Here is a 14,287-nt window from a genome sequence, read left to right as displayed (position 1 = left end):
AGAGTTCGGTTGGAAGGTTTCCTTACCGACTCGACGTCAACTCCCGAATCATGGTCGTGACGTGCAGGGCGGTGTGTGTTCGGAAGTTGACGAATGATCAGCGAATGGTCCAGACCTTGACGGCATCAGCCTCCAGGAGTTGAATCGGCGGCCGTCCCCCACCCCACAAGGAGTTCACCGTGCTCCGAATCCCCCGTGCCGCCACCGGCCTGCTCGCCGGGGCCCTGGTCGCCACCGGCCTGTTGGCCGCCGCCCCCACCGCCACCGCCGCCGGAGAGTCCGTCTCGGTCTGGCTCACCACCACCGACGACGCCGGCGGCCGCCACGTCACCCGCGGGCTCCAGCCCCAGGCCGCGGTCGCCTTCGCGGCCGGCAGCGGCGCCGGCCAGCAGATCACCGTGGACGAGAACGTCCGCTACCAGCAGTTCACCGGCGGCGGCGCCTCGTTCACCGACACCGCCGCCTGGCTGCTGAACAGCAGCGGCGCGCTCTCGGCGGCCACCCGGGACGCCACCATGCGCAAGCTGTTCTCGCCCACCGACGGCATCGGCCTGTCGCTGACCCGCAACCCGATGGGCTCCTCCGACCTGGCCCGGTTCGGGTACACCTACGACGACCGCCCGGCCGGGCAGACCGACCCGAACCTGGCGGACTTCTCCGTCGCGCACGACCTGGCGGACGTGCTGCCGCTGACCAGACAGGCCAAGCAGCTCAACCCGGCCCTCACCACGATCGCCAGCCCCTGGACCGCCCCGGCCTGGATGAAGGACAGCGGCACCCTGAACGGCGGCTGGCTGAAGTCCGAGTACTACGCCGCCTACGCCCAGTACTTCACCAAGTACGTGCAGGCGTACCAGGCCCAGGGTGTGCAGGTGGACTACCTCACCGTGCAGAACGAGCCGACCTGCTGCGGTGGTTACCCGTCGATGAGCTGGAACGGCTCCGGCCTGGCGTACTTCACCAAGAACAACCTGCTGCCCGCCCTGCAGACGGCCGGGCTGACCAGCAAGGTGCTCGCGCTGGACTGGAACTGGGACCAGTACGCGGGCTACGGCGCCCCGGTGGTGGACGATCCGGCGATCCGCAGCCACCCGAACTTCGGCGGCATCGCCTGGCACGGCTACGGCGGTGACGTGGCGACCCAGACCGCCGTGCACGACCAGTACCCAGCGGTGGACGCCTTCGGCACCGAGCACTCCGGCGGCACCTGGATCGCCGACCAGCAGCGCGAGGACATGCGCAACATCATCGACTACACCCGCAACTGGGCGAAGTCGGTGACCAAGTGGAGCCTCGCGGTGGACCAGAACATGGGCCCGCACTACGGCGGTTGCGGCACCTGCACCGGGCTGGTCACGGTGCAGAACGGCGGCACCCGGGCCGGGCAGGTGGACTACACGGTGGAGTACTACACCATGGGCCACCTGACCAAGTTCGTCCGCCCGGGCGCGTACCGGATCGCCTCCACCGCCAACTCGGCCGTGCCGAACGTGGCTTGGCGCAATCCGGACGGTTCGAAGGCGCTGATCGCGTACAACGACAGCGGCTCCTCCCAGAGCATCCGGGTCACCTGGGGCGGCCAGAGCTTCGGTTACCAGCTCCCGGCGAAGACCTCGGCGACCTTCACCTGGAACGGCGGGCAGAGCGGCGGCGGTGGCGGCCGGATCACCGGGTTGGCCGGCAAGTGCCTGGACGTGGCGGGTGCGAGCAGCGCCAACGGGACCGCCGTGCAGCTCTACGACTGCAACGGCACCGCCGCGCAGACCTGGACGGCCGGGGCGGACGGCTCGGTGCGCGCGCTCGGCAAGTGCCTGGACGTCGCGTCCGCGAGCAGTGCGGACGGGGCCAAGGTCCAGCTCTGGGACTGCAACGGCAGCGCGGCGCAGAGCTGGACGCCGAACCCGGACGGCACCCTGCGGGCACTCGGCAAGTGCCTGGACGTGACCGGGAACAACTCGGCGAGCGGGACGCCGACCCAGCTGTGGACCTGCTTCGGCGGGGCCAACCAGCGCTGGACCGGGCCCGCCGCCTGATCGCCCCGGTGCAGGGGTGGAGCGGTCAACTGGCTTGTCCTGAAGAAGCATTGACAAAAGGTCATGTGCACGCCAGCTTGGTTCCACCCCCACACCGAGAGGCAGTTCTCATGAGGAAGCCGCTCATCGGAGCATCCTGTTCGCTCCTGCTCGCCGGAGCCGCCGGGCTCACCGGCCTCACCCCCGCCTTCGCCGCCCAGCCCCCCGCCGCCACCGTCGCCGCGGTGGACTTCGCGGGCACCGTGGCGCTCAGCAACTGCTCCGGATCGCTGATCAGGATGCCGAGTTCGGTCGCCACCGATCCGGCGCTGGTCCTCTCCAACGGCCACTGCCTGGAGACCGGCTTCCCGGCGGCCGGCCAGGTGCTGACCAACCGCAGCTCCAGCCGGACCTTCTCGCTGCTCAACTCCTCGGGCAGCAAGGTCGCCACGCTGCGCGCCAACAAGATGGTCTACGGCACGATGACCGACACCGACGTGTCGATCTACCAGCTGAACACCACCTACGCGGCGATCAAGAGCTCCTACGGGATCAACCCGCTGACCGTGGCCGCCACCCACCCGGTCGCGGGGACCGCGATCAAGGTGGTCTCCGGCTACTGGAAGAAGATCTACTCCTGCAACGCCGACGCCTTCGTCTACCGGCTGAAGGAGGGCGCGTGGACCTGGAAGGACTCCATGCGCTACACCTCCAGCTGCAACACCATCGGCGGCACCTCCGGCTCCCCGGTGGTCGACGTCGCCAGCGGGCAGGTGGTCGCGGTGAACAACACCGGCAACGAGGACGGTGCGCGCTGCACCGACAACAACCCCTGTGAGGTGGACCAGAACGGCACGGTGACGGTCCGCCAGGGCATCAACTACGCCCAGCAGACCTACCTCATCCCCGGCTGCTTCGGTCCGGGCAACGTGCTGGCGCTCACCCAGGCGGGCTGCGCGCTCCCCAAGCCGTGACCCCCAAGCGGTGATCGCCAAGCCGTGACCCCCGGCCCGGCCCGGCCGGAGCCGGGACGGTCCGGCCGACTGTTACAGAGTCGGCCGGGGACCGTTACACCTCCGGCCGGGCACCGTGAGGTCGGGTTCCTAACGTCTGCCGTACCGACTACCGGCCACCGGGCCGGGAGTGGTGAGCATTCGGGAGGAACTCTCATGGCAGGTACCACGACCGTCCGCCGCACCCTGCGCCTCGCACTGGTCTCGGCCGGCGTCGCCGGCGTGCTGGCGCTCTCCGGTCCGGCCGCCTTCGCCGACGGTTCGCCGTCGGCCACCCCGTCCGCGGTGCCCTCGGGCCCTGCGGTGTCGGCTCCGCCGACCACCGGTGTGAAGCCGACCGCTGCGCCGAGCACGCCCGCCAAGGGCGGGGACGCGCAGGTCAAGGTGGTGCCCAAGGGCGGGGCGCAGACCGGTGAGGCCGACAGCGGCACCTCCACCGGCACCCTGGTGGCCGGCTCGGCCCTGGCCGCCGTGGGTGCGGCCGGGATCGGCTTCGCCATCGTGCGTCGCCGTGCCGGCGCACGGGGCTAGGGGCTGTCCGATCGTTCGCGTCGGATCAGGCCGGGTCGTTCGGTGCGTGCGATCGGCGTGCGGCCGGGGCACCCTCGTAGCGGAGCTACTCGGGTGTTTCGGCCGCACGGCGAGCATGCGTGCCGGGCGGCCCGGCCCCGGCGGGAATGACCGGACAGACCGTGGCCGTCGTCGCCGTCGTCGCCCCCGGTGGGCGCCGGCGGCCACGGCCGGCGCCGTCGCCCTGACCACCGGGATCGTGCTGCTCGGCGGTTCCCCCGACCAGCCGCCGGTGCGGATCAGCACTGCCCTGTCGGCCCCGGCCGACCCGCAGCCGGCCACCGTTCCACCGGCCACCGTCCCGCCGGGCACCGCTCCCGGCCGGGCCGCGACCGGGTCGGTTTCCCCGCCCGTCCACCTGACCATCCCCCGGATGGGCGTGGACGCACCGGTCGAGGCGAGCGGCCTGAACGCGGACGGCACCGTGGAGGTCCCGCCGATGGACCGTCCCGGCCAGGTCGGCTGGTACCGCAACGGCCCCGCCCCGGGCCAGACCGGACCGGCGGTACTGCTCGGCCACCTGGACACCCGCAAGGGCCCGGCGGTCTTCGGACGCATCCGCGAGCTGAGGCCGGGGGACCGGATCGACCTCCGCCGCCAGGACGGCAGCGGCGTCTCGTTCCGGGTGCGCGAGCTGCGGCAGTTCCCCAAGAGCGAGTTCCCCACCGAGCTGGTCTACGGCGAGACCGACACCCCGCAGCTGCGGCTGATCACCTGCGGCGGCTCGCTGGCCGGGAACGGGCACTACACCGACAACATCATCGTCCTCGCGGACCTGATCCCCTGAGGGACCGTCGGACCGGGGCGTCCCGCCGGTCGGGCAGACTGTGGACACCGACCCGCCGCTCCCCGAAAGGCGCACCCCACGTGAGGACCTGGCTCAGCCGCACCGCCCTGGCCTGGGGCGTCGTCATGCCGGCGGCGGTCGTGGCCGTCACCGGCTGCGGCGCCGCCGGGCAGTTGCACGACGCCGGCCAGGCCCGCCCGGTGGCGGTCCGGCCGAGCGCCCAACTGCTCTGGGCCGCCGCCGGGACGGCCCCGACCGCGGCGCCCGAGGCGTCCGAGTCGGTGCCGCCGCCGACGGCCCTGCCGGGGCCCGCCGTGCCGGGGGACGAGATCAGCGCCGTCGACCCCCGGCAGGTGCTGGAGCAGGACCCGGCCCTGCGGGACGAGGAACGGAAGGCGCTGACCGGGTGTCAGGGGTGCACGGTGCGCTCCGCGCACTACCGCGACCTGAACGGGGACGGCCGGGCGGAGCTGATCACCGCTGTGCTGACCGGTGCCGAGGCGGGCTACCTGCACGTCTACACCCTGCGGGACGGGCGGCTGTACGCGGCGCTGGCCCAGCGGGTGGTGGCCGGCTTCACGGCCGAGACGGCGGGGCAGGACCTGATCGTGCACGAGCCCAACAGCGCGCAGGACGGGACGGTCACCACCTACCGCTGGACGGACGTCCGGCTGGCCCCGGTCGACCGGAGGATCACCGGCCCGGCGGCCGACGCCACCCTCTGCGAGCCGGTCGGGGTGCTGCCCTCGGCCGCGCCGACCAGCCGTCCGAAGGGGATCACCCCGGAGCCGAAGGTCTCGGTCTTCCCGTTCCCCACCTCCGTCAAGGGCACCGGTCCCGTCCCGGTGAAGCCGACCTCATGACCAGTCAGGTGAGCACCCCCGTGAGCAGTCCCGGCCCCGCCACCCCGCGCATCCTGCTGGTCGAGGACGACGAGGTGATCCGCGAGGCGACCCGGATGGCGCTGGAGCGCTACGGGTTCCCGGTCGACACCGCCGCCGACGGGCTGGAGGGCCTGGAGAGCTTCCGCGCGCGGCGGCCGGACCTCCTGCTGCTCGACGTGATGCTGCCGCTGCTCGACGGCGTCGGGCTGTGCCGCCGGATCCGGGAGGAGAGCCAGCTGCCGATCCTGATGATGTCGGCCCGCACCGAGCCGATCGACGTCATCTCCGGTCTGGAGGCCGGGGCCGACGACTACATCACCAAGCCCTTCGAGACCGCCGTCCTGGTGGCCCGGATCCGCACCGTGCTGCGCCGCACCAGGGCCGTCGGGGCCGAACCGGCCGCCGAGGCCCCGGTGCCCGAACCCTCCCGCACCCTCCGGGTGATCGACGAGCTGGAGGTCGACACCGAGGCGATGGAGGTCCGGGTGGCGGGCCGTCAGGTGCCGCTCACCCCGACCGAGCTGCGGCTGCTGCTGGAGTTCACCGCCGCGCCCGGCATCGTGCTGGAGCGGCAGACCCTGCTGGAACGGGTCTGGGACTACTCCTGGGGCGCCGACAGCCGGGTGGTGGACGTGCACGTGCAGCGCCTGCGCGCCAAGATCGGCGCGGCCAGGATCGAGACCATCCGGGGCTTCGGCTACAAACTGCGGCGGTCCGGGTGAACCTGCGCCGTCAGATCGCCGCGACCGTCGCCCTGGTCTCCTTCCTGGTCGCCGTCACCGTCGGGCTGCTGGTCCACCGGGCCTCGGTCGCCCAGCACGTCGAGCAGTCCAGGAAGTCGGCCGAGAACGCCCTCGACTCGGTGCTGTCCGGCTACGCGCGCAACGGTGACCTGGTGGGCTGGAACGCCGCCGTCGACGACCCCGGACTCCCGGCGGAGCTGCGCCGGCTGGCCGAGCGCGGCCACCGGGGATCGCTGCTCGGCCCCGGCGCCGACGGCACCGTGATGTGGGCCGCCGGCGGGATCGGCACCGGCGCCCAGCCGGTCCAGGTGGTCTCGGTCCGGGTGGACTACGCCGATGACGAGCGCGCCGTCGCCCAGCTCGACCGGACCATCCTGATCTCGGCCACGCTGTCCGTCGCGGTCACCGTGCTGGCCGGGGTGTTCGCCGCCGACCGGATCAGCCGCCGGCTGCGGACGGCCGCCGTCACCGCCCGCAGCATCGCCCAGGGCGACCTGACGGCCCGGATCGGCTCGCTCGGCCGCCCGCGCGACGAGGTGGCCGAACTCGCGGCGGCGGTGGACTCGATGTCGGCGGTGCTGAGCACCAAGCTGGCCAGCGAGCAGCGCTTCACCGCCGACGTCGCGCACGAGCTGCGCACCCCGCTGACCGGCCTGCTGACCGCGGCCGAACTCCTCCCGCCCGGCCGCCCGACCGAGCTGGTGCAGGGCCGGGTCCGGGTGCTGCGCAGCCTGACCGAGGACCTGCTGGAGGTCTCCCGGCTGGACGCCCGGGCGGACCGCCCGGAGCTCTCGGTGGTGCCGCTCGGCCCGGTGGTGGCCCGGATGGTGGCGGCCACCGGATCGCCGACCGAGCTGCTGCTCGACTCGGACGCGCAGGTCAGCACCGACGTCCGCCGGCTCGACCGGATCGTTGCGAACCTGGTCGCCAACGCCCACCGGCACGGCGGCGCCCCCGTCCAGGTCCGGGTGGACGGTGCCACCCTGACGGTCCGTGACCACGGGCCCGGCTACCCGGCGGCGATCCTCCGGGAGGGCCCCCAGCGGTTCCGTACCGGCGCCCGGGAGCGGGGCCACGGCCACGGCCTGGGCCTCACCATCGCGCAGGGCCACGCCGAGGCCCTCGGCATCACGCTGCACCTGCGCAACGACCCGGCCGGCGGCGCCGTCGCCGAGCTGCGGCTGCCGCCGGGCTGATCCCCGGCCGGGGCTCTGGCCGAAGCGGTGAATCAGTGCTTCAATCCTTGCTGTGGCCTACCGACGCACCCCCGCCGTACAGGCCCGGCTGGACGCCCAGCGCGTGGTCGTGCTGGCCGCCGCCGTGGACCTGCTGGCCGAACGCGGCTACGCGGGCTGCTCGATGGCCGCCGTGGCGGACCGGGCCGGGATCGCCACCGGCAGCATGTACCGCTACTTCGCGGGCAAGGCCGAGCTCGCGGTCGAGCTGTTCCGGGTCGTGGTGCTCCGCGAGGTGGCCGCCGTCGAACTGGCCGTCGCCAAGGCGGCGGCGGACGGCGCGGGGCCGCACGGGCGGGTCGCCGCCGTGGTGCGGACCTTCGCGGCCCGGGCACTCAGATCGCCCCGGCTGGCCTACGCCCTGCTGGCCGAACCGGCCGACCAGGTGGTGGACGCCGAGCGGCTGGTCTTCCGGCAGGCGTTCCGCGACCTGATCGCCGCCCAGATCGCCCCGGCCGTCGCCGACGGCCGACTCCCGGAGCAGGACGTCCGGTTGACCGCCGCCGCCCTGGTCGGTGCGATCGGCGAGGCGCTGGTCGGCCCGCTCGCGGCGGGCCAGGTCCAGGACGACCTGATCCCCGCTCTGGTCACCTTCACCCAGCGCGCCCTCGGGGGCGTCAACGCCGATGCCCCGGGAGGGCACTGTGCCGATCACGCATGAGGTCACCAACCAGGTGCCCGACCTGTACGGCCACGACGTGGCCGCCGATCCGACCCTGCTCGCCGCCCTGCACCGGGCCGGCGCGGGCTGGGCCGAGCCCGGGCTGCACACCCTGGGGCGGCTGGCCGGCACCGAACAGGCCGCCGACTGGGGCCGGTTGGCGAACGACAACCCGCCGGTGCTGCGCACCCACGACCGGTACGGGCACCGGATCGACGAGGTGGAGTTCCACCCCGCCTGGCACCGACTGATGACCGTCGCGGTCGAGCACGGCCTGCACGCCGCCCCCTGGGTGGACGACCGGCCCGGCGCGCACACCGCCCGGGCCGCCGGGTTCTACGTTTGGGGCCAGGTCGAGGCCGGGCACAGCTGCCCGGTCTCGATGACCTACGCCTCCGTTCCCGCCCTCCGGGCCACTCCCGAACTGGCCGCGCAGTACGAGCCGTTGCTGACCGCCACCGCGTACGACTTCGGTCTGCGCGAGCCGCACGGCAAGCGCGGGCTGATCGCGGGCATGTCGATGACCGAGAAGCAGGGCGGCTCGGACGTCCGGACCAACACCACCACCGCGACCCCGCACGCCGACGGCACGTACCGGATCACCGGCCACAAGTGGTTCACCTCGGCGCCGATGTCGGACCTGTTCCTGACGCTGGCCCAGGCGCCGGGCGGGCTGAGCTGCTTCCTGCTGCCCCGGGTGCTGCCGGACGGCAGCCGGAACCGGCTGCTGATCCAGCGGCTGAAGGAGAAGCTCGGCAACCGCTCGAACGCCTCCGCCGAGCTGGAGTACGACGGAGCGGTCGGCTGGCTGGTCGGCGAGGAGGGCCGGGGCGTGCCGACCATCATCGAGATGGTCAACATGACCCGGCTGGACTGCACCCTGGGCGCCGCCTCCGGGATGCGGCTCGGCGCGGTCCGCGCGCTGCACCACACCACCCACCGGCGGGCGTTCGGTGCCGCGCTGGTGAACCAGCCGCTGATGCGCAACGTGCTGGCCGACCTGGTGGTCGAGTCCGAGGCGGCCACCGCCGTCGCGCTGCGGCTGGCCGAGGCCACCGACCGCGCGCTGGCGGGGGACGAGCAGGAGGTGCTGGTCCGGCGGCTCGGGCTGGCGGCGGCCAAGTACTGGGTCTGCAAGCGCGGTCCGATGCACGCGGCCGAGGCGCTGGAGTGCTTCGGCGGCAACGGGTACGTGGAGGAGTCCGGGATGCCCCGGCTCTACCGGGAGGCCCCCCTGGTCTCGATCTGGGAGGGCTCCGGCAACGTCGCGGCGCTGGACGCGCTGCGGGCGATGGCCCGTCGGCCGGAGACCGTGCAGGCGCTGTTCACCGAGCTGGCGGCGGCCGCCGGGGCCGACCGCCGGCTGGACGAGGCGGTGGCCGTGCTGCGCAAGCAGCTCGGTGACACCGCCGAGATCGAGTACCGCACCCGGCGGCTGGTCGAGCAGATCGCGCTGGTCTTCCAGGGCTCGCTGCTGGTCCGGTACGGCGACCCGGCGGTGGCCGACGCGTTCTGCGCCTCCCGGCTGGGCGGCGACCACGGCGGCGCCTTCGGCACCCTGCCGACCGGGGTGGACACCGCCGGGGTGCTGGCCAGGGCGGAGGCCGTGCCGAGTGTCTGAGGCAGACGAAGTCCGGGAGTTCTGGCAGGAGTTGGGCCTGCCGGGGCTGGTGGACGTGCACACCCACTTCATGCCGGAGCGGGTGCTCGCCAAGGTCTGGGCCTACTTCGACGCGGCCGGACCGCTGACCGGGCGGCCCTGGCCGATCTCCTACCGGTACGAGGAGCAGCAACGGCTGAACCAGCTGCGGGAGTTCGGGGTCCGGGCGTTCACCGCGATGCTCTACCCGCACAAGCCCGGGATGGCCGCCTGGCTGAACGGCTGGGCCGCCGACTTCGCCGCCCGCACCCCGGACTGCCTGCACACCGCGACCTGCTTCCCGGAGCCGGCCGCCGAGGAGTACGTCGGCCGGGCGCTGGCGGACGGCGCCCGGGTGTTCAAGATGCATCTGCAGGTGGGTGGTTACGACCCGACCGATCCGCTGCTGGACGGGGTCTGGGGCCGGCTCGCGGAGGCCGGGACGCCGGTGGTCACGCACTGCGGTTCCGGCCCGGTACCCGGCAAGCACACCGGTCCCGGTCCGATCGGCGAGGTGCTGGCCCGGCATCCCCGGCTCCGGCTGGTGGTCGCCCATCTGGGCCTGCCCGAGTACCGGGAGTTCCTCGACCTGGCCGAGCGGTACCCGGAGGTCCGGCTGGACACTACCATGGCGTTCACCGACTTCACCGAGGAACTCTCGCCGTTCCCGAGGGAGTTGCTGCCCCGGCTGGCCGAGCTGGGGGACCGGGTGCTGCTCGGCACCGACTTCCCGAACATCCCCTACCTTGATCTTTAACCTGTGCGGCGGGGACGTGGGCTGCTGGCCTGTGGTGTTCTCTTCGATGATGGCTTGGCGGGGATGCTTTTGCGGGCGGTGTGGACGTCGTGGCGTGGGGTCGGTCGGGAGTTCTTGCGTCCGGGTGGCCGTCCTGGGCCTGGTCGGCTGGATTTCGGTGCACTGGCCGGACAGGCGGTCCTGTGGCGCAGGTGCCGGAATCCTCGCCGGACACGGGCCGGGGTCATGCGTTCGGGCGGTGCGGGCTGTTCCCAGGGGCGGCGGAGGTCGGCTGCGAGGGGTCGGGCCAGGCGGAGCTGGGTGTAGGCGGCCAGAACCAGCCAGGTCCAGCGGTCAGCGGCCTCGGGGCTGCGGATCTTCGGGCAGGTCCAGCCGAGGGTCTGCTTGAACAGTCGGAACGTGTGCTCGATGTCGAAGCGGCGCAGGAACACCTGCCAGAGCCGGTCGGCGTCCGTGGCGGTGGCGTCCGTGCCGGACCACCACAGCCAGACCGGCTTCGGGGTCGCTCCGCTGGGCAGCCGGTCGACCTCCAGTCGGATTACGGTGCCCTCGATGACCGGCAGGGTGCCGTCCTGGGAGGCCCAGGAGGAGCGGTGGGTCAGTCGCGGGTGAAGCCGGTCCCAGGACCGGGCGGTTGCGGTGCCGTAGAGGCGGGTGCCGGTGACGGTCTCGGTGTCTGGGGTGCCCCAGGTGTCGGGCCGGCCGAAGACGAACTCGCCGCCGTGCCGCGGTGGGCGACCCGTCGTGCCGGGGGAGCCGGGGCGGGCATGCCCTGCGCAGCACGCGGTCCGAGCGCATGCGGGCCAGGACCTGGACGGGCAGGTCCTTGAGCAGGAAGGCCAGGCGGGGTGCGTCGTATCCGGCGTCCGCGACGACGAGCAGGTCCGGGTCACCGGTCTGCCACTGTCCCGCCTCGATGAGGCGTTGGACCAGGTCGCGCAACTGCCGCGCGGTGATGGTGGCAGCGTCGTCGCCTGGCGCCAGACGCAGTGCGTCCAGCGGAGCGGTCCATGAACTGCGGCCGCTCTCGAGGGCGGTGATGACCGAGTAGGGCCAGCCCGGGACGGGGATGTGCTGGTCCTTGCCTCGTCCGTAGGTGTGGCACAGGATCCGCTCGGGCGAGGTGTGGGCGTCCGGCCGCAGCCAGCAGGTGATGTCGACGGCCAGCACGATTCGGCCGTCAGCCGCCCGCGGCAGTGGCACGGCCGCCAGCGCCCGCCGCAGCCCGTCGGCGTCGATGCGGCCCTGGGACAGGGCGTCGTAGAGGCCGCCGTGGCCGCGGCGGTGCTCGCCCACCAACGACAGTTCCACCAGGGATCGGACCGGACCGTCCGCGCACAGCACCGCGTCGGCCAGTTCGAACAGAGCATCCCCGCGCCTGGCCAAGCAGGCGTAGAACTCCTCTCGGAAGCGTGACAGTTCAGCAAGCGCATCCCGTCCGACGCCGTCATGCAGCAGACTCATCCCCACGGCCTTCGTACTGATCGTGTGTGTTCCTTGGTCGGAGCACAGGATCAGGCGAAGGCCCCTTCCGTGTACGGCAGATACCGATACGGGTGATCAAGTTCGACGGCTCGTTCGAGGCGATTGCTTAAAGACCAAGCTACCGCTACCTGCACCAGCTCCAGGTGCTGGCCGGGCTCGGCCTGGGCGAGGACTGGCTGCGGGCGGTGTGTCACGACAACGCCGCCCGGCTGTTCGGGCTGGACCGGGCGGTCGGCCCGGGCTGATCCCCCGTCGGGAGGTCAGGCGCCGGTCGTCGAGCCCGGACGGATCACCATCAGGACCACCACCACGGCCCACAGCAGGTTGAAGACACCGGCGGTCATCGGCAGCAGGCGCAGGCCCTTGGTGGCGCGGCTCCGCTCGTCCGGGTTCTCCGGTGCGTCCAGCGCGTCCACGGTGGCCTGCTGGCCGGGGACCACCGAGAGCAGCATCAGGCCGGCCGCGACGGCGGTCAGCACGGTCGAGACGATCACCCAGGGGTCACCCATCACGCCCATCACCTGGGCGGTGCCGATGCCGAGCAGCGGGACGGCCAGGCCGAGCAGGGCGTAGACCTGGGTGATCCGGTGCAGCAGCCGGACCGAGGCGGCGGCCTGGAGCTGCTCGGGGCCCTCGGTCAGCGCGGCCTGCGCCCGGCGCGGGAACATGCTCACCGCGACGGCCACCGGCCCGATGAACAGCACCGAGGCCAGCACGTGCAGGCTGAGCAGCAGCTTGGCCATGGGGGAGTTCCTTCCGAAGACCGATCGACTGCCGAACCTAACACCCGGTCGGCGTAGCTGTGCGGGGTGGGGTCGGGTCCCCGGCTCGGCCGTCCGACGGACCGGACGAGGGCTGACGGCGTGTCGGATCAAATCGGGATGAAAGGGGGCATTGAATAGGTCGGTCTAGCCGCCGTCCGGGCGGAAGCACCGTCGATCGGAGCAGTCACGTGCGCCACGTCCCGGCTCAACCGGCCCAGCAGCGTTCGCCCGTGGGGCGGCGGTTGGCCCTGGTGGCGGTGGCTGCCGTGCTGCCGGTGGCGGCGCTGAGCGTGCTGGTGAGCGCGGCCCCGCTCGCCCCGCCGCTCGGTCCGTGCAGCGGACCGGGCTGCCCGAGCGTCTGGCTCCCGCCGAACAACGGTGACGTGACCGGCCGGGACGCCACCATCAACGTGTTCGTCGGCGGTGACTACACCGTCCAGGGCCGGGCTGCCGAGGTCGAGGGCAAGGTGGTCACGATCGGCGACCTGACGGTCGACAAGGACGGTGGCGGCCTGTTCAACATGGGCGTGGCCGGGGTCGGTTCACGGGTGGTGCCGCCGGACGGCAGCGACTTCGTCACCGTCGGCGGCAACGTCACGGTGGGGCCGACCGACACCATCGAGGTCGGCGGGGCCGCCAACACGGCCGGCGCTCTGGCCTTCGGCAACCTCCGCTACGGCGGCACCCTGACCGGCAACGTCAACGTGGTCCCGACCGGCCAGGAGATCAAGGACGCGAACGCCAAGAACCAGTACGCCGGGCTCGCCGCCCAGATCGGTGAACTCTCCACCTGTGCGGGCAGCGCGACCGCCAACGGTGTGGTGACGGTGGACGGCAACCAGGTCACCTTCACCGGGGACGGCACCAGCGCCCGCCAGATCTTCAACGTGCCCGGGAACATCGGGTCGTTGGGCAGTGCGGCCGACCTGGTCATCACGGGCATCCCGGCCGGGGCCACCGTGGTGATCAACATGCTCGGCACCACCCCGGTCATCAACACCAACACCGGTACCGGGCTGGCCGGTGACCCGTTCACCGAGCTGCGCTCGCGGCTGATGTGGAACTTCCCGAACGCCACCAGCGCGAGAATCATGGGCGGCGCCCAGTTCCAGGGCTCGCTGATGGCCGCCAACCCGGCGGGGGTCACCACCCTCAGCACCCCGGGTTTCAACGGCCGGGTCTACGTGGCGGGCGACCTGGTGCAGCTCGGGAGTTCCGGATCCGAGGTGCACAGCTACCCGTTCGACGGGGACCTGCCGGAGTGCGCCTCGCCGACGCCGACACCCACGCCGACGCCGACGCCTACGCCTACGCCTACGCCGACGCCGACGCCGACGCCGACGCCGACGCCGACGCCGACGCCTACGCCGACGCCGACGCCGACGCCGACGCCGACGCCGACACCCACGCCTACGCCGACCCCGACGCCGACCCCGACGCCTACGCCGACCCCGACGCCTACCCCCACTCCGACGCCGACACCCACGCCCAGTCCGTCTGGGAGCACCCCCGCCCCCAGCAGCACCAGCCCGGCACCGGAGACTTCCAGTACCGGGCCGAGCACTCCCACATCAGCGAGCGCGAGCAGCGGCGCCGCACTCCCGGTGACGGGCACCGGCACGGCCGCCCCGCTCGGCCTGGCGGCCGGCGGGCTGGTCACGGCCGGCGGGGTCGCCTTCTGGGTCGCCCGCCGTCGGGGTCGCCACAGCTGACCCGCCCGGGCCGGAGAGGTCCGGA

At 72.8% G+C, this 14,287-nt stretch carries 13 protein-coding genes and 1 pseudogene; 12 read left to right on the top strand and 2 right to left on the bottom strand.

Going from position 1 to position 14,287, the window contains the following annotated elements; genetic code table 11:
• The first annotated feature begins 179 nt into the window (after window positions 1-179).
• From ACIRPK_RS04930 to ACIRPK_RS04885, 10 genes are all read left to right on the top strand, one after another.
• A complete protein-coding gene (locus ACIRPK_RS04930; protein ID WP_403033111.1) occupies window positions 180-2,033 on the top strand; it encodes a ricin-type beta-trefoil lectin domain protein in 1,854 nt (617 codons plus the stop codon).
• A gap of 110 nt (window positions 2,034-2,143) precedes the next feature.
• Entirely contained in the window at window positions 2,144-2,986 is an 843-nt protein-coding gene (locus ACIRPK_RS04925) for a trypsin-like serine peptidase (RefSeq protein WP_403033109.1), read from the top strand.
• A gap of 195 nt (window positions 2,987-3,181) precedes the next feature.
• Window positions 3,182-3,556, top strand: a complete 375-nt coding sequence (locus ACIRPK_RS04920; protein WP_403033107.1) for a sortase-dependent protein — start codon at window positions 3,182-3,184, stop codon at window positions 3,554-3,556.
• Between the two features lie 238 nt (window positions 3,557-3,794).
• Window positions 3,795-4,382 carry a class F sortase gene (locus tag ACIRPK_RS04915; protein ID WP_403033105.1) on the top strand — a complete coding sequence of 196 codons (588 nt, stop codon included), beginning with the start codon at window positions 3,795-3,797 and terminating at the stop codon, window positions 4,380-4,382.
• A gap of 80 nt (window positions 4,383-4,462) precedes the next feature.
• Complete coding sequence (locus tag ACIRPK_RS04910; protein ID WP_403033102.1) at window positions 4,463-5,245, top strand: hypothetical protein; 783 nt, start codon at window positions 4,463-4,465, stop codon at window positions 5,243-5,245.
• Entirely contained in the window at window positions 5,242-5,988 is a 747-nt protein-coding gene (cseB, locus tag ACIRPK_RS04905; protein ID WP_403033101.1) for a two-component system response regulator CseB, read from the top strand. Before ACIRPK_RS04910 ends, cseB begins: the two co-directional genes overlap by 4 nt.
• A complete protein-coding gene (locus ACIRPK_RS04900; protein ID WP_403033098.1) occupies window positions 5,985-7,205 on the top strand; it encodes a sensor histidine kinase in 1,221 nt (406 codons plus the stop codon). The genes cseB and ACIRPK_RS04900 overlap by 4 nt, the downstream gene beginning before the upstream one ends.
• 52 nt (window positions 7,206-7,257) lie before the next feature.
• Window positions 7,258-7,905: a TetR/AcrR family transcriptional regulator gene (locus ACIRPK_RS04895; RefSeq protein ID WP_403033095.1), complete on the top strand. Its 648-nt coding sequence runs from the start codon at window positions 7,258-7,260 to the stop codon at window positions 7,903-7,905.
• Window positions 7,889-9,526 (top strand): acyl-CoA dehydrogenase family protein, encoded by a 1,638-nt coding sequence (locus tag ACIRPK_RS04890; protein WP_403033092.1) that lies wholly within the window; start codon window positions 7,889-7,891, stop codon window positions 9,524-9,526. Before ACIRPK_RS04895 ends, ACIRPK_RS04890 begins: the two co-directional genes overlap by 17 nt.
• Entirely contained in the window at window positions 9,519-10,301 is a 783-nt protein-coding gene (locus ACIRPK_RS04885) for an amidohydrolase family protein (RefSeq protein WP_403033089.1), read from the top strand. Before ACIRPK_RS04890 ends, ACIRPK_RS04885 begins: the two co-directional genes overlap by 8 nt.
• 333 nt (window positions 10,302-10,634) lie before the next feature.
• Here the strand turns inward: ACIRPK_RS04885 and ACIRPK_RS04880 are convergent, their stop codons facing one another.
• Window positions 10,635-11,765, bottom strand: coding sequence for a transposase (locus tag ACIRPK_RS04880; RefSeq protein WP_403033087.1), 1,131 nt, complete (start codon window positions 11,763-11,765; stop codon window positions 10,635-10,637).
• A 140-nt stretch (window positions 11,766-11,905) separates the two neighbouring features.
• Here ACIRPK_RS04880 and ACIRPK_RS04875 point away from each other — a divergent pair.
• Window positions 11,906-12,031 (top strand): annotated as a pseudogene (locus ACIRPK_RS04875) (amidohydrolase); the annotation flags it as partial.
• A gap of 15 nt (window positions 12,032-12,046) precedes the next feature.
• Here ACIRPK_RS04875 and ACIRPK_RS04870 read toward each other — a convergent pair.
• A complete protein-coding gene (locus tag ACIRPK_RS04870; protein WP_403033084.1) occupies window positions 12,047-12,529 on the bottom strand; it encodes a DUF2269 family protein in 483 nt (160 codons plus the stop codon).
• A 251-nt stretch (window positions 12,530-12,780) separates the two neighbouring features.
• Here ACIRPK_RS04870 and ACIRPK_RS04865 point away from each other — a divergent pair, with 251 nt between their 5' ends.
• Window positions 12,781-14,262, top strand: coding sequence for a choice-of-anchor A family protein (locus ACIRPK_RS04865; RefSeq protein ID WP_403033082.1), 1,482 nt, complete (start codon window positions 12,781-12,783; stop codon window positions 14,260-14,262).
• The last annotated feature ends 25 nt before the right edge of the window (window positions 14,263-14,287 follow it).

This window comes from Kitasatospora sp. NPDC101801 (genome assembly GCF_044766665.1).
In the GTDB taxonomy this organism is placed as follows: Bacteria; Actinomycetota; Actinomycetes; order Streptomycetales; family Streptomycetaceae; genus Kitasatospora.
Note: the sequence above shows the minus strand (reverse complement) of the source record. Positions and strands in the feature narration are given on the sequence as shown.